This is a genomic window from Nitrosospira sp. Nsp14, assembly GCF_900113575.1.
GTDB lineage: Bacteria > Pseudomonadota > Gammaproteobacteria > Burkholderiales > Nitrosomonadaceae > Nitrosospira.
Genome location: NZ_FOPV01000001.1, coordinates 169,855 through 185,292, shown reverse-complemented (window position 1 = coordinate 185,292; position 15,438 = coordinate 169,855). Strand labels below are relative to the sequence as shown.

Here is a 15,438-nt window from a genome sequence, read left to right as displayed (position 1 = left end):
GCCTTCGATCACCCAATTTTCGTCGGCGTGGCGCCGCGCATTTGATTGACGTTTTTCTTCTCATCCCTTACCTCTTCCTTCGTTAGCTGCCCGTCTTCGATAGATACGACTCGGTCAGCCATGGCCATCACACGCGCGTCATGAGTGGAGAAAATAAAGGTTGTCTTGAAATTGCCGTTAATTTCTTTCATTAACTGGAGAATGCCTTCGCCGGTCTTGTGGTCAAGATTTGCGGTTGGCTCGTCCGCAAGGACAATTTTGGGTTGCGTTGCAAGGGCCCTTGCGATGGCTACCCGTTGGCGCTGCCCACCACTAAGCTGGTTAGGGCGATGCGTGGCGAACCTGGACAGACCCACGATGGAAAGGTATGTCGAGATACGGTGGCGGCGCTCCTTGGCGCTCAGTTCCTTGAACTGTAGCAAGGGGTATTCGACATTTTCCTCGGCGGAAAGAACCGGAAATAAATTGAACGTTTGAAAAATAAAACCAATAGTCCGAGCCCTGAGATCGGAAAGCTCATCTGATGTACGGCCGCTGACGTCCGTCCCGTTGATGAAAATCTTACCCAGCGATGGCGTATCGATGCAACCGATCAGATTGAGCAGAGTGGACTTGCCGCTACCTGATGGGCCTGCGATGGCAAGGAACTCCCCATCGTGAATGCAAAGACTGACATCCTTGAGTGCCTGGACTTGCTGTTCGCCAAGGGTGTAATGTTTCGAAACATTCTCAAGTCGTACAAGGCTCATAAGGACTCCTGATGGGCAGCTTGAGGATCAACGGCACTCACAACAGGAAACTGAAATGCATAAAAAATCTTTGCAGTATTCATTGTCGGTAATTTTTATATTTATTACGACGGTTTCCCACGGGTCGGGCGACCCCGAGTTGGCCCAAAGCATACTGGAGAAGTCGGACCAGATACGTTTTCCGCGGGAGAGTTTTCAGGTCGATGTCACAATCAACACCACCGGTCCCGCCCAACCGGAAGATATGCATAAATACCGGGTCCTATCCAAGGGCAACGAGAACAGCCTGGTGATGAAGACCGCCCCTGCTTCGGAGCGGGGCCAGATACTGCTGATGAAAGGACGCGACCTCTGGATTTTTGTTCCGGACGTTTCCCAGCCAGTACGTCTATCACTATCGCAGCGGCTAACCGGGCAGGTAGCAAACGGCGACTTGGCGCGAGCAAATTTTACCGGGGACTATACCGCTACAATTTTGCGCACAGAAGCCCTTAATGGTGAAAATTATTACGTCCTCGACCTAACGGGCGTCGATAAAAGCGTGACGTATCATAAAGTCTTATATTGGGTACGGCAATCTAATTTCTGGCCCTACCGCGCTGAGTTTTACTCCCTCTCCAATCGCCTTCTCAAGACGGCTAGTTATGAGAATTTCCAGACGATATTGGGTAAGCAACGCCCAACCCGCCTTGTTATGGAAGATGCGCTCCGCCAGGGCGAGAAATCCACACTGGAATATTCTGAAATGAAACTGCGGGACTTGGAGGACAAGATGTTTACGAAAGACTATCTGAAAAAACTTGAATAGCGAGTGACTGGAAGTGCCAAACACTATAGCGACAAACGGCGTGGAAGATCAAGCAACGCCTGTGTCCGAGTCCCTCGACCTGGGCAGTATTTTCCATCAATACTTTGAAATCGTGCCGGCTTTCTCAAATGCGCTTAAGGACGAGGTATATCGCGTTCGGCACCAAGTGTATTGCGAGGACCTGCAATTTGAATCCGCGCGGCCAGATAGGCTTGAAACCGACGAGCATGACTCGAATTCGCTGCACCTTCTGCTGCGCAGCGTTAAGACGGGGGAATTTATAGGCTGCACGCGCATCGTGCGGCCACGACCGGACGATTCCAACTACCATTTGCCGTTCGAAACAACCTGTGCCACGGCGCTCGACCGGTCGATTATTGATCCAGCACGATTACCCCGTGATCGTATCGCCGAGGTATCGCGGCTCGCCGTTGTCGCAAGCTATCGGCGACGTAAAGGCGAGGCTAATAGCCCGGTAAGTCTCGCTGATGAAGATTCAGATATAGGAAAATCCCGCCGCTTTCCCTATATTCCGCTCGGGCTCTACCTTGGCACGACCGAACTTGCACGTATCAGCGGAATAGAGACCTTATTCGTCCTCACGGAACCCAGACAGGCAGCTCATTTTTGCAAGCTCGGCGTCAAACTGCAACGCATTGGGGAAGCAATTGAGCATCGTGGCGAGCGGGTCCCGGCCATGATGAATGTCGCCAACATTATCACCGAAATGCGCACGATATTTCATTCTCTGTACCATGCCATTGCGGCCGATATCCAGAAGGCCGTAACAAAATAAAAGAAGTGCTTTAGCAAGCTGCATCCCTACCCCATCCTCATCTGAACGCTGCGCGGGCATTCATGTCGCGTCCCGAATCGCGCTTCCGCCATCAGTTTGCATAGCAGCGAGAGAAATCGTTCCGCCTATATTCATCCCGAAGGCCGGGATTGAAAAATCAATGTTGGTTAGCACCAGTCGAATCCCCGCCCCGCTATCTTCAAATAGGACAGATATTCACTAAATCCCTATTGTTTTTAAGGCTATTGAGGATCACACTCCTTGGTGGGTAACTCAACAATCTGAAGAAGGGAGGGAAAATCAAATGAAGAAAAACCTCTGCTTAACGCTGTTTGGTATCGCCAACCTGTTTCTGCTGTGTTTCGGCGCCTGGGCAAGCGAGGGCGATCTCACCGCCGAGCTGAGCGAAGCCCGTCAGGTCGCCCAGTACAATTATGTTATCCACATCCTTGCCATGTTGCTGGTAGGTTTTGGTTTTCTGATGGTGTTTGTCAGACGATACGGCTTTGGGGCGACGACTGGAACCTATCTGGTGGTTGCCGTTGGCCTTCCTTTTTATATGCTGCTCCGCGCCAACGGCGTGTTCGCGCATGAAATTGCGCCTAATACAGTCAAAGCCCTGCTTTTCGCGGAATTTGCGGTCGCTACCGCGTTGATTGCAATGGGCGCCGTGCTTGGGCGGCTCCGGGTTTTTCAATACGCGCTCCTCGCGCTTTTGTTGGTTCCCGCCTACCTCATGAACGAATGGCTCGTGCTGGATAATGGAATGGGACTGACAGAGGGCTATCAGGACACCGCCGGGTCAGTCATCATTCATGCGTTTGGCGCCTACTTCGGCCTCGGATTGTCGCTTGCGCTGACAACCTCCCGACAGCGGATGCAAGCCATCGAATCCGATGCAACATCTGATCGCTTCGCCATGCTCGGTTCAATGGTCTTGTGGCTTTTCTGGCCCAGTTTTGCGACCGCAATTGTTCCATTCGAGGAAATGCCGCAGACCGTCGTCAATACAGTACTCGCCCTGTGCGGAGCCACAATAGGCACTTATTTCTTGAGCACCTATTTTCATAAAGGCAAAACATCCATGGTCGACATGGCAAACGCAGCACTGGCTGGGGGCGTCGCTATCGGGTCAACATGCAATATTGTGTCACCGACAGGTGCTTTTGCAATCGGTCTGTTGGCCGGCGGTCTCAGCGTCATCGGTTACGTGTTCATACAACCCGCGCTGGAAGCTCGCTTCAAAATCGTGGATACCTGCGGCGTCCATAATCTGCACGGCATGCCTGGTCTATTGGGTGCGTTTATTGCGATGCTTGTCGTACCCGGCATCGCAATGGCTCAATTCATCGGCATCGTGTTCAGCGTAACGTTTGCGTTCGCCACAGGACTCATTGCCGGTAAGCTGATAAAGGCCACCGGTACCACCGACTTGGCTTATGAGGACAGTGAAGCGTTCACGCATGTTGAGGGGCCTGCGGGAGCGGAGATCGAGTCTGGAGTAGGACTGGAGATTGAGACGCACCACAAGACCTAGCGCGCGAGCGGTCCTACATCAGGATCACATCATATTGTTCCTGAGTATAAGTCGCCTCAACCTGAAGGCTGATAGGTTTGGCGATAAAGTCCGCCAGTTGAGCAAGGCTTTGGGATTCCTCATCGAGAAATAAGTCGATGACTTGCTGTGAAGCAAGAATGCGAAATTCGCGCGCGTCGAATTGACGGGATTCACGCAATAATTCACGCAGAATTTCGTAGCACATCGTCTGCGCTGTTCTCACTTTGGCTCTGCCCTGGCAGGTCGGACATAGTTCGCACACGATGTGGGCGAGGCTCTCGCGTGTGCGCTTGCGTGTCATTTCCACCAACCCGAGCGCGGTGAAGCCGTTAACAGTCATGTGCGTTCGGTCTTTCGTCAATGATTTCTTGAATTCGGTGAGCACGGCACTCTTGTGTTCTGCATTCTCCATATCAATAAAATCAATGATGATGATACCCCCGAGATTTCGCAGGCGAAGCTGGCGGGCGATAACCTGTGCAGCCTCGAGATTGGTTTTGAAAATGGTATCGTCAAAACTGCGTATGCCGACAAATCCTCCTGTGTTCACGTCTATCGTGGTTAATGCCTCGGTCTGATCGATGATGAGATAACCGCCGGATTTCAGGTTGACGCGTCTCGCCAGCGACTTTTCAATTTCATCTTCCACTCCGTAGAGGTCAAATAGCGGACGCTCGCCGGCGTAATGATCGATTCGTTCCTTTACATTTGCCATATAGATTTCGGCAAATGAGGTCATTTTCTGGAAGGTTTCGCGCGAATCAACCAAAATGCGCACAGTATCGTCATTAATAAAATCGCGCAATACGCGGGAGCTAAGGTTCAAATCCTGGTACAGCAGTCCAGGCTGAGCACTGAATGACTTTTCGTTGATGTCGCGCCATAACTTATGCAGATATTCTATATCGGTCTGCAAATCCGGCTCGCTGGCGGCTTCCGCCATGGTCCGGATGATAAAACCGCCTTTTTCGCCGGCCGGCACCAGATGTCTGAGCTTCTCGCGGAGGGACTTTCGCTCGGTTTCATCCTCGATGCGCTGGGAAATACCGATATGCGATACCTGCGGAAGATAGACAAGCATGCGCCCCGCGATACTGACCTGAGTAGACAGACGCGCGCCCTTTGTGCCAATTGCATCCTTGATCACCTGGACGACGATATTCTTGCCTTCATGCAGCAATCTTTCTATGGGCTTTCCCGCATCCTCGCCCTGCCGCAACCGCCAGATATCTGCCAAGTGAAGGAAGGCGGCGCGATCAAGTCCGATGTCGACAAAAGCTGATTGCATTCCCGGGAGTACCCGGATGACACGGCCATTATAGATGTTCCCAACGATGCCGCGGCTGCTGGTGCGCTCGATATGCAATTCTTGCACGGCGCCTTGTTCGATCACGGCAACCCGCGTTTCCTGTGGGGTGATATTGACGAGAATTTCGCTATTCATAACGATAGCCGGGTACTAATACATTTCAGGTAAAAAGCGATATTTCATACTCTTCCAGCAACTGTGCGGTCTCGTATAGCGGCAGCCCCACCACGCCACTGTAGCTGCCCGAAATAGCGGATACAAAAACTGCCGCACGTCCTTGAATTGCGTAGGCACCTGCCTTGTCTTGCGCCTCGCCGTGTGCGAGATATGCGCGAATTTCACGTTCGCTGATATGGCGGAACCGAACCATGGTTGTGGAGACACGCACTTGTATGCCGATCTGGGCAGCCACCGCAATCGCGGTTAACACGTGGTGGGTCTGCCCGGAAAGCGCCTCCAGCATTTCCTTTGCATGCGCGCAATCAACCGGCTTCCCGAGAATACGCTTGCCCAGCGCTACCGCCGTGTCCGCCGCTAACAGCGGAAGGTCGCGCAAACCGCGCTCGAGCAGCCGGAGCCGACCCATTTCAGCCTTTAAGCGTGCAATACGTCGGGCGTAGTCCAACGGAAGTTCATCCGGCAGCGGCTTTTCATCCACATCCGCAACCCGGGGCGAAGCTTCGCGCAGCGATAAAACCTCGAAATCGACGCCAATCTGCGATAACAACTGCTGCCGCCGCGGACTGCGAGAAGCGAGGTAAATGCAATTTTCACGAAGCGTGACGATCTCCAGATTCCTTCAGGAAGTCCGGGCAGTCGTTCTATGCCCGATGATAAGGATGACCTTTGATAAGCGACACGGCTCGATATAGTTGTTCCGCCAGCAGTACACGCACGAACCCATGCGGGAGCGTCAGGGCCGACAATGCCAAAACTTCGTCAGCGGAACGCTTGATGCTGGGATCCAGCCCATCCGCGCCACCGATGATAAATGCCGTGTCACTGCCGTTCGTCATCCACTTGACAATGGAATCGGCCAGCATGCTGGTCGTCCACTGGCTGCCGCGTTCATCCATTGCCACGACTCGACATCGCGGGGGTATCGCCGCCCGGATACGGGCACCTTCCGCCACCAGCAATTGCGCTGCAGTTTTACCGTTTCCCCGCTTCTCAGGCTTGATTTCGACCAATTCAATCCCAGCCTCATGAGGCATCCGCTTGGCGTATTCCTCAAACGCGGCTGCGACCCAGGGCTGCATTCTGTGTCCAACCGTGCAAATGATGAACTTCATGGCATAACTAAGTCAGTCTTCTCCACCGAGATCCAATTGAGATCCAGCGGTTTTGCTCATTTTTGACTTGGGTCCGGCTTGAGCTGGAGCTTTGCTACGCTCGCCCGAGGCCGATACCGAACTTATGCCGCCTGGAGCGGACGCCGTGGCGCGTTTTATTTTTTTCGCCTCCGCCCACAGTTCTTCCAGGTTGTAGTGCGCGCGGGCGGCACTTTGCATGACATGCACCAGCACATCTCCCAGGTCGACAAGAATCCACTCGCCGGTTTCTTCCCCTTCTATGCCATAAACCGAACCTCCGGCGGCCTTGACCTTTTCGGCCACGTTATTCGCAATCGCCTTCGTCTGGCGGGTAGAATCTCCGCTCGCGATAATCATCCGATCGAATAGCGTAGATATCTTCCTCACGTCCAACACTTCAACATCTCGCGCCTTGATTTCTTCAAGCGCAGCCACAATAGTTTTCACGAGTTTGGCAAGCGTCATAATTCTCCCGAATACAAGTGGTTGGTCGCAATATAATTTAGAACGGCGTCGGGAACCAGATAACGAAGACTTTTTCCGGCAGCCACACGGGCACGTATGTTTGTGGCAGAAATATCCAGCAAGGTGGTCGGAGCTATAAAAATCAGTCCACTGGAAATCTGCTTGAGACCCTCTGCGCTGCTAACCCACCGTCCGGCGCACTCGTCCTTTAACTCCCGGGGCAGGTCATCGCGGCTTATCGTCAGCGCGTGGCCCGGGCGGGCCGCAACAATGAAATGGCATAGCTGGAAAAGTTCGCGCCAACTGTGCCACTCAGCAAGTTTAATGAACGCGTCAGCACCCGTAATGACACACAGCGCCACCCCGTCCAGCTCCTGCCTGATTTCTCTTAGCGAATCCACGGTCCGGCTTATGCCGTGCCGTCGAATTTCACGGTCGTCCAGCTTGAATCTGGGGTTATTCTCAGTCGCCAGATGAACCATCGCCACTCGATGATGAAGGGATGCGACGGGATCGGCGCGCAAACGGGGCATCCCGGCAGGGATAACGCGCACTTCCCGCAAGTCGGCCATTTCGCCAATTTCTTCGGCTACCCGTAAATGACCGTAGTGAATAGGATCAAAGGTTCCACCAAAAATCCCGAGAAGTGGACGTCCACTGTTACGCATTACCATATGAAGGGGAAGCGGTGGAACGGGAGCGCGTGGCCTCCTCCAGTATAGTTGAAGATCACAGCAGGACTCGCCGCATGTCCGCGAGAACCTCGACCAAGTGAGATGTGAAGCGTGCGGCGGTTGCACCGTCAATCACGCGGTGATCATAAGACAGGGATAACGGCAGCATCAAGCGGGGGACAAAATGCCCATCATGATAGACGGGCCTCATGCTGCTGCGAGACACTCCCAGAATGGCAACTTCGGGTGCGTTTATGATGGGCGTGAATGCCGTGCCGCCTATGCCGCCGAGACTCGAAATAGTAAAGCTCGCCCCCTGCATATCGGCTGGCTTCAGCTTGCCCTCACGGGCCAGCACTGCAAGGTCGGCCATTTCCTTTGCAATCGCAATCACCCCTTTTTGATCCACTTCCCGAATCACGGGCACCACCAATCCGTGCGGGGTATCTACCGCGAATCCGAGATGGTAGTAATTCTTGACCACCAGATTTTCCCCATCACCGGCGAGCGAAGCGTTGAACTCGGGAAATTTTTTCAATACGGCTACTACTGCCCGCATCAAAAACGCAAGTATCGTTACTTTTACCCCTTCTTCCTTCGTCGACTCGTTGGATTCCTTGCGTAATGCTTCCAACTCGGTTATGTCGGCCTCATCAAATTGCGTAACGTGCGGGATCATTACCCAGTTACGGTGTAAATTGGCCCCAGCTATTTTTTTAATCCGCGACAGCGGCCGCAACTCCACGCGCCCGAATTTGGCGAAATCGACGTCGGGCCACGGCAGCAGATTAAGCTCCAACCCAGCGCCACCTCGTGGCCGCGCAAGTTCTGCTTTGACGTAAGCCTGTACGTCTTCCTTTAGTATCCGCTGTTTCGTCCCGGTACCTTTGACCAGGCCAAGGTTTACCCCCAGTTCGCGCGCGAGGCGTCGCACGGCGGGACCGGCGTGTGCCTTTGCAAACATGGCTTCGTCCGGCGGCGGGATCTTGGATTCCGGCTGGCGGAGAGGGGATAGAGCCAAAGCGGAATCAGAAACCTCGGCGATCGGACCTGGAGCGGGGCGGGAGTTCTCGGCCGCGGCCGCGTCCATGATTTGCTGGGGCTGGGGTTGGGCTTGGGGCTGGAGTTGGGCTTGGGCTTGGGGCTGGGCTTCGGGCGGCGACGGAACTTGGGCTTTAACCGAAGGTTCGGCCGATGCGGCGCTGTCCGTAGCCGAGACTTCCATTTCCAAAACTGGCGTACCTTCGGAAACCTTGTCGTCCACCTTCACCGATACGTCTTTGACGACGCCGGAAAAGGGTGAGGGCACCTCGATGGTCGCCTTGTCTGATTCAAGCACGATCAAGGAATCTTCCGCCTTCACCTTATCGCCGGCCTTTACCAATACTTCAATCACCGGAACGTCTTTAAAGTCGCCAATATCCGGAATTAACACCCGTTTGGTTTCTGCCACGCCTTTCCCCCTTGACTCTGTTTACGATGCTCTCCAATTCCGACCCGTGAGATCCTGGGCTGCGAGCCAAGAAGATGGCTTCGCGGATATATCCGCCAGTCGCTTATCTCTTTGTCCGCCACCGGCGCCGCGGCGCGGTGTAATAGTTACGTATCCGCGCGCTCGCATATCAATACACAGGTAGGACCTGCAACAGCAGACGTATTTGCGTTCCCGCTGATAACGTTACACCGTCACCGGGTTGGGTTTATCCGGGTCAATGCCAAACTTCGCTATCGCCTGGTCCACCACCCCAGCAGTAATGCTGCCTTCTTCGGCCAGGGCTTTAAGCGCGGCCAAAGCGACGTAATAGCGATCAACCTCAAAAAACCGCCGCAACCGTGGCCGCGTGTCCGAACGCCCGAAGCCGTCTGTACCCAGGACTTTATATCTTCCGGGCACAAACTCGCGTATCTGGTCGGCGAATACCTTCATATAGTCCGTAGCGGCCACCACCGGACCTGGTCTGTCTGTCAGGCAGGTGCCCACATATGACAACCTCGCCGGTTCTGCCGGATGCAGCAAGTTCCAGCGAGCTGCATCTAATGCTTCCCGTCTCAATTCGTTAAAGCTGGTGACGCTCCAGATATCGGCTGTAACGCCGTATTCCTTCTCCAGAATCTCTGCCGCGGCGATCACCTCACGCAAAATAGTGCCCGAACCGAGCAGCTGAACTCTGAGGCTGGCATCCGTCTTATCCGACGCGCTACCCTCTTGGAACAGATACATCCCCTTCAGTATGCCCTCCTCAGCGCCTGCCGGCATTTCCGGATGAGGATAGTTTTCGTTCATGACCGTGATGTAATAATAAATATCCTCCTGGACCTCATACATGCGCCGCAGGCCGTCCCGGATAATTACAGCGAGCTCGTATGCAAACGTAGGATCGTAGGAAATGCAGTTAGGAATTGTGGAGGCGATTAGATGGCTATGACCGTCCTCATGCTGCAATCCTTCCCCGTTCAGGGTGGTGCGCCCCGCCGTCCCTCCCAGTAAGAAGCCGCGGCAGCGCATATCGCCCGCCGCCCAAGCCAAATCCCCCACGCGCTGGAAACCAAACATGGAGTAAAAAATATAAAACGGGATCATTTGCACACCATGCGTGCTGTAAGCACTTGCGGCAGCCATCCATGAAGACATGGCACCCGCCTCGTTAATGCCCTCCTGCAGGATTTGGCCGTTCTTGTCCTCCTTGTAATACATCAGTTGATCGGCATCTTGCGGCGTATAAAGTTGCCCCGTCGAAGACCAGATGCCCAACTGGCGAAACATGCCTTCCATGCCGAAGGTGCGCGACTCATCCGCAACGATGGGCACCACCCGCTTACCGATGTTCTTGTCTTTCACCAGTACATTCAGTATGCGCACGAACGCCATGGTGGTGGAAGATTCCCGGCCCTCGCCGCTGGCCTTGAGTAATGTCTCGAAGGCTGATAGTGGCGGTATTTGCAAGGCGTCGGCCGAACGCCGGCGGCGATGGAGAAATCCTCCCAGCGCCTGCCGTCGCTGGTGCATGTACACGGATTCAGGAGAATCCTTGTCGAATGTCAAATAGGGTATGTCATCGATGATGTCGTCCGCGATTGGCAGGCCGAAGCGATCCCGAAAAGCTTTAAGAGAAGTGGTGCCCATCTTCTTCTGCTGATGGGTAATGTTCTGGGCCTCTCCTGCCTCGCCCATGCCATAGCCCTTGATCGTTTTGGCAAGGATTACAGTAGGCTGTCCCTTATGCTTTGAGGCAGCCGAATAAGCAGCATACACCTTGTGCGGATCGTGCCCACCCCGGTTCAGTCGCCAAATGTCATCGTCGGACATGTTGGCAACCATTTCCAACAGCTCCGGATATTTGCCGAAGAAGTGCTCGCGAACATATGCGCCGTCTCTCGACTTGAAAGTCTGGTATTCGCCATCGACGCACTCCATCATGCGTTGCTGTAGCAATCCCTTGGTGTCCTTTGCGAGCAGCGGATCCCAGTACGAGCCCCATATGACCTTGATGACGTTCCAGCCAGCACCACGAAAGGCAGCTTCCAGTTCCTGGATAATCTTGCCATTGCCACGAACCGGCCCGTCGAGGCGTTGAAGGTTGCAGTTGACGACAAAAATAAGGTTGTCCAGGTTCTCGCGCGAGGCCAGCGAGATGGCCCCCATCGACTCCGGTTCGTCCATTTCCCCGTCTCCCATGAAGGCCCAAACCTTGCGCCCCTGAGTTTTTACGAGACCCCGGCTGTCCAAATACTTCATGAAACGCGCTTGGTAAATTGCCATCAAGGGGCCCAGGCCCATTGATACCGTGGGAAATTGCCAAAAGTCCGGCATCAGCCAGGGATGGGGATACGACGACAAGCCTTTGCCCTCGACCTCCTGGCGGAAATTATTGAGTTGTTCCTCCGTCAGCTCTCCCAGTAGAAAAGCATAGGCATAAAGTCCGGGGGAGGAATGCCCCTGGGCATATACCAAATCGCCTCCACGGTCCTCCGAGGTTGCCTGCCAGAAGTGGTTATAACCCACATCATAAAGCGTCGCGGCAGATGCAAAGCTCGCGATATGCCCGCCAACGTTGGAGTTTTTGTTCGCGCGTAGAACCATTGCCATGGAATTCCACCGCACATAAGACCGAATGCGGTGCTCAAGTGCATGATTTCCGGGCGAGCGCTCTTCTTTCCCCGGGGGTATGGTATTGATATAAGCCGTGGTCGCACTATAGGGAAGGTACGCGCCCGAACGGCGCGCTTTTTCAACCAGCCTTTCGAGCAAATAATGCGCTCGTTCCGTTCCCTCGTTGGTCAGCACGGAGTCCAGCGCATCCAGCCATTCCTGGGTTTCAGAAGGGTCTATATCGGGTAAGGGTTCCATGTTTCATATTCTCGGAATGTTGTAAACGTGCCTGGGTCGCCCGTTAGCCTGCAGCGCTGCGGCTAACACTGTGTTTGAGCGCGTTCCGCGGCCTCGATGGTGTTGCAGAGTAACATGGTAATTGTCATCGGCCCTACCCCGCCCGGAACCGGGGTAATGTATCCTGCTTTCTCCTTGACGGAATCGAAGTCTACGTCGCCCGTGAGGCTGCCGTCGGGAAGGCGATTGATACCCACATCGATCACCGCCGCGCCTGCCTTGATCATCGCGGCGCTAATCATGCGCGGCTTTCCTGCCGCAACCACCAGGATGTCTGCACGGCGTGTATGTTCGGCCAGGTCACGTGTTTTGGATGTGCAGATGGTGACGGTCGCGCTTTTTTGCAAGAGCATCAACGCCATTGGCTTGCCGACTATATTGCTGCGTCCCACCACTACCGCGTGCTGCCCCTCGACTGGAATACCGTATTTCTCCAGCATGTGCATCACGCCATGAGGGGTGCATGGCGGAAAAATGGCGTTGCCGGTTGCAAGCGCGCCCACGTTATAAGGATGGAACCCATCCACATCCTTTTCTACCGCAATAGACGCGAACACCTTGTCGTTTTCGAAGTGCGGCGGCAGCGGCAATTGCACCAGAATGCCATTGATCCGCAGGTTTTCGTTTAGCTCCTGAATGCGTCGGATGACTTCATCCTGGCTCACATTCTCCGAAAACTCATGTATTTCCGAATATATCCCGGTTTCGACGCAGGCCTTGGCCTTGTTGCGTACGTATATACGGGAAGCCGGATCGTTACCGGCAATGATCACCGCCAAGCCTGGCTGACTGCCTTGCTCCGCTAAATGTTGCGCGCGACCCTTCCACGCGGCCCGCATTTCTCTGGCGAGCAGGTTGCCATCCATGATTTTCGCAGTCATTGTTTATCAGGCCTGGGCCGACACCCTTGAAAAACAAAACGGATAATTATACGTTGTCCGGCTCCAGCTTTCTCCCCTCACGCCGCAGGAGTAAGCCCCACCCGCGGCGCAACGTGTAATCAATTTCCCAACGGGAGTGAACATTGCTAGAGGTGTGGGTACCCTCCTCGGGGTGGTGCGGTTAATGTGGCGCACGGTCGTTGCCTGGTTACAAGGGCGACGAGGCGGGCGGGTTCGTTTTTTTTATCTTCAAGCGATAAATCAGCAATCCAATTAGAAATGTCGGAATGACAACCAGAGCGGCCGCTATCAGTCCTGCTGCAAGGATGTCGATGCCCTCGGTTTTCGGAAGAAAGATCGTGACTGCCCAGATCGTGACGACGGCTGCCGCTGCCCCTCCAATAAACATGATCTTCTTGCCACGTTCAAAAAGGCGCCATAACGCGCCCGAAACCTTCGTCTCATGCCTGTACTCTTCGAATACGGATACCATACTGTTGTCATTCAAGGTCGCCTCGTAGCCCACCGCTACTGCGAGCGTATCTGCCCCGCCTTCGACTTTTGACATACTACTCAGAAATGCAATCCGCTTTCCCGCCTCCTTTTTGGACATGCCGTCGCTGATGAGCATTGACTGAAGCGCATGAAACGCGTGGTCGCGAGCATCAATTGGCAAATGGAGGTTCTCGCCGCATCTCCACATCACCCCCAATAGGTAGAGCTGGATGGTCATTTGCCTGAAGGGTGGGGCAAAATCATAGCCCTTATCCTTAAGTTGCGGAAGCTGGGACGCGAGTATGTCGCGCGCATGCTGCACGCATACATCTACTGGCAGTGTTCCGGTTTCGGTTTTCGCTTCGTCCATGTCTTACTTTCGGGCCATGCCCGTCTTAATTTTGAATTAGTAGAGGAACCCATTATATACTGGCATAAGCGTCATGAATAAGGATGAGCCGCCTGTTTTGCATTGTTCGAGCAGTCTTGCTTAATGCTTGCCACCCGTTATCCTCGTATACTGCCGAGTTAATCGAAATGAAACCTTCAGAGATTCGACCGAATTTACTAAAAGCTTCTGGCATTGGAGGGGGACATCCATTCAGAGTTCCGAGTTTGGTCAAACAGCCTTAATAGCAGAAGGGTTCGAGTTTTTTAATGTTGTCATTGCTATTTTCCATCACCGCCCTGCGGACGTCTAAAAAGGAAGAATAATGATAATGAAACATCACAAATACCTCATCGTCGGCGGCGGGATGGCCGCAGACTCCGCTATTCACGGCATTCGTCAAATTGACCAGGATGGGGCCATCGCCATGATCTGCGAGGAACGGCATCCGCCGTATGACCGGCCGCCGCTTTCCAAGGCCTTATGGAAAGGCACACCGTACGAATCCATCTGGCGCAACGAGCACGGCCTGAATGTCGCCCTGCATCTGGGTAAGAAAATAGTCGCCCTCGACGCGAAAAAAAAGACGGCAAGCGATGATGCCGGAAATGTCTATACGTATGAAAAGCTGTTGCTCGCCACGGGCGGGCGTCCCCGTCGCTTTCCGGAGTTCGACGGGAACATCATCTATTACAGGACGGTGGACGACTATCGGAAGCTGCGGGAACTAAGCGAACACGGCCAGGATTTTATCGTTATCGGCGGCGGCTTCATCGGCTCCGAGATTGCGGCTGCGCTTGCCATGAACAATAAACGGGTTGCGATGGTGTTCCCTGAAAATGGAATAGGAGCGCGTGTGTATCCCGCGCCGCTGGTCGAGTTCCTGAATTCCTATTACCGTGAAAAAGGTATCACCCTACATACATCAGAAACAGTGGCATCCACACGGACCGAAGGTGCCAAAACGATAGTCACCACAAGCAACGGGGCGGAGATATCCGCCGACGGGGTTGTGGCAGGCCTTGGAATCCAACCCGATACAGAATTGGCGGCACAAGCTGGACTTTCCGTTGATAATGGCGTGGTGGTGGATGAACTTCTGCGCACGAGTGATCCGGACATCTATGCCGCGGGCGATGTGGCGAATTTCTACAATTCCTTGGTGGATAAACGCACCCGCGTCGAACACGAGGACAATGCCAATGTGATGGGCGAGACGGCCGGCCGGAACATGGCGGGAGAATCAAACGCCTACCTCCATCTGCCGTTCTTTTATTCCGATCTGTTCGATCTCGGATATGAAGCGGTAGGAGAACTCGATCCCCGCCTGGAGGTCGTTGAGGACTGGCAAGAGCCGTTTCGCAAAGGCGTCATCTACTATTTGCGTGATGGCCGCGTGAGGGGTGTGCTCTTGTGGAATACCTGGGGGCAGGTGGCCGCCGCTACTGAGCTGATAGGCGAAAATGCGGTTCATACCAGCGAAACACTGGCGGGCCGTATCTCGGATTAGCAGATGAAGTGAAACGGGCTGAATTGGGAGGACGGCTTTAGGACACGCTTCATCTCCAAAGAATGCTTCCAGTCCCGATTCAGTTCCGTCAACTTTCGAATTTCT

General features: G+C 54.0%; 14 protein-coding genes. 4 read left to right on the top strand and 10 right to left on the bottom strand.

The window, feature by feature from the left end; all coding sequences use genetic code 11:
* Positions 1–8: 8 nt before the first annotated feature.
* Positions 9–749 carry an ABC transporter ATP-binding protein gene (locus tag BM022_RS00805; RefSeq protein WP_091135818.1) on the bottom strand — a complete coding sequence of 247 codons (741 nt, stop codon included), beginning with the start codon at positions 747–749 and terminating at the stop codon, positions 9–11.
* A gap of 55 nt (positions 750–804) precedes the next feature.
* Here BM022_RS00805 and BM022_RS00800 point away from each other — a divergent pair, with 55 nt between their 5' ends.
* The 3 genes from BM022_RS00800 (at position 805) to BM022_RS00790 (ending at position 3,890) form a co-directional block, all read left to right on the top strand.
* Complete coding sequence (locus BM022_RS00800) at positions 805–1,557, top strand: outer membrane lipoprotein-sorting protein (RefSeq protein ID WP_091135815.1); 753 nt, start codon at positions 805–807, stop codon at positions 1,555–1,557.
* Positions 1,558–1,570: 13 nt separating this feature from the next.
* Positions 1,571–2,353 carry a PEP-CTERM/exosortase system-associated acyltransferase gene (locus BM022_RS00795; protein ID WP_256208781.1) on the top strand — a complete coding sequence of 261 codons (783 nt, stop codon included), beginning with the start codon at positions 1,571–1,573 and terminating at the stop codon, positions 2,351–2,353.
* Positions 2,354–2,657: 304 nt separating this feature from the next.
* A complete protein-coding gene (locus BM022_RS00790; RefSeq protein WP_091135814.1) occupies positions 2,658–3,890 on the top strand; it encodes an ammonium transporter in 1,233 nt (410 codons plus the stop codon).
* Positions 3,891–3,903: 13 nt separating this feature from the next.
* Here the strand turns inward: BM022_RS00790 and rng are convergent, their stop codons facing one another.
* From rng to BM022_RS00745, 9 genes are all read right to left on the bottom strand, one after another.
* Positions 3,904–5,355 (bottom strand): ribonuclease G, encoded by a 1,452-nt coding sequence (gene rng, locus BM022_RS00785; RefSeq protein ID WP_091135811.1) that lies wholly within the window; start codon positions 5,353–5,355, stop codon positions 3,904–3,906.
* A 25-nt stretch (positions 5,356–5,380) separates the two neighbouring features.
* Entirely contained in the window at positions 5,381–6,007 is a 627-nt protein-coding gene (locus tag BM022_RS00780; RefSeq protein WP_091135809.1) for a Maf family protein, read from the bottom strand.
* A gap of 34 nt (positions 6,008–6,041) precedes the next feature.
* Positions 6,042–6,512, bottom strand: a complete 471-nt coding sequence (rlmH, locus tag BM022_RS00775) for a 23S rRNA (pseudouridine(1915)-N(3))-methyltransferase RlmH (RefSeq protein WP_091135807.1) — start codon at positions 6,510–6,512, stop codon at positions 6,042–6,044.
* A gap of 12 nt (positions 6,513–6,524) precedes the next feature.
* Positions 6,525–6,998, bottom strand: a complete 474-nt coding sequence (gene rsfS / locus BM022_RS00770) for a ribosome silencing factor (RefSeq protein WP_091135805.1) — start codon at positions 6,996–6,998, stop codon at positions 6,525–6,527.
* On the bottom strand, positions 6,995–7,666 hold the full coding sequence (gene nadD, locus BM022_RS00765; protein WP_091136101.1) for a nicotinate-nucleotide adenylyltransferase: 672 nt from the start codon (positions 7,664–7,666) through the stop codon (positions 6,995–6,997). Before nadD ends, rsfS begins: the two co-directional genes overlap by 4 nt.
* A 61-nt stretch (positions 7,667–7,727) precedes the next feature.
* Positions 7,728–9,125, bottom strand: a complete 1,398-nt coding sequence (aceF, locus tag BM022_RS00760) for a dihydrolipoyllysine-residue acetyltransferase (protein ID WP_091135804.1) — start codon at positions 9,123–9,125, stop codon at positions 7,728–7,730.
* Between the two features lie 225 nt (positions 9,126–9,350).
* Entirely contained in the window at positions 9,351–12,020 is a 2,670-nt protein-coding gene (gene aceE / locus BM022_RS00755) for a pyruvate dehydrogenase (acetyl-transferring), homodimeric type (protein WP_091135801.1), read from the bottom strand.
* A 62-nt stretch (positions 12,021–12,082) separates the two neighbouring features.
* A complete protein-coding gene (folD, locus tag BM022_RS00750; RefSeq protein ID WP_091135799.1) occupies positions 12,083–12,940 on the bottom strand; it encodes a bifunctional methylenetetrahydrofolate dehydrogenase/methenyltetrahydrofolate cyclohydrolase FolD in 858 nt (285 codons plus the stop codon).
* Between the two features lie 208 nt (positions 12,941–13,148).
* A complete protein-coding gene (locus tag BM022_RS00745) occupies positions 13,149–13,805 on the bottom strand; it encodes a hypothetical protein (protein ID WP_091135797.1) in 657 nt (218 codons plus the stop codon).
* A gap of 349 nt (positions 13,806–14,154) precedes the next feature.
* Between BM022_RS00745 and BM022_RS00740 the strand changes: the two genes are divergently transcribed.
* Positions 14,155–15,333, top strand: a complete 1,179-nt coding sequence (locus tag BM022_RS00740; RefSeq protein ID WP_091136099.1) for an NAD(P)/FAD-dependent oxidoreductase — start codon at positions 14,155–14,157, stop codon at positions 15,331–15,333.
* Positions 15,334–15,438 lie beyond the last annotated feature (105 nt).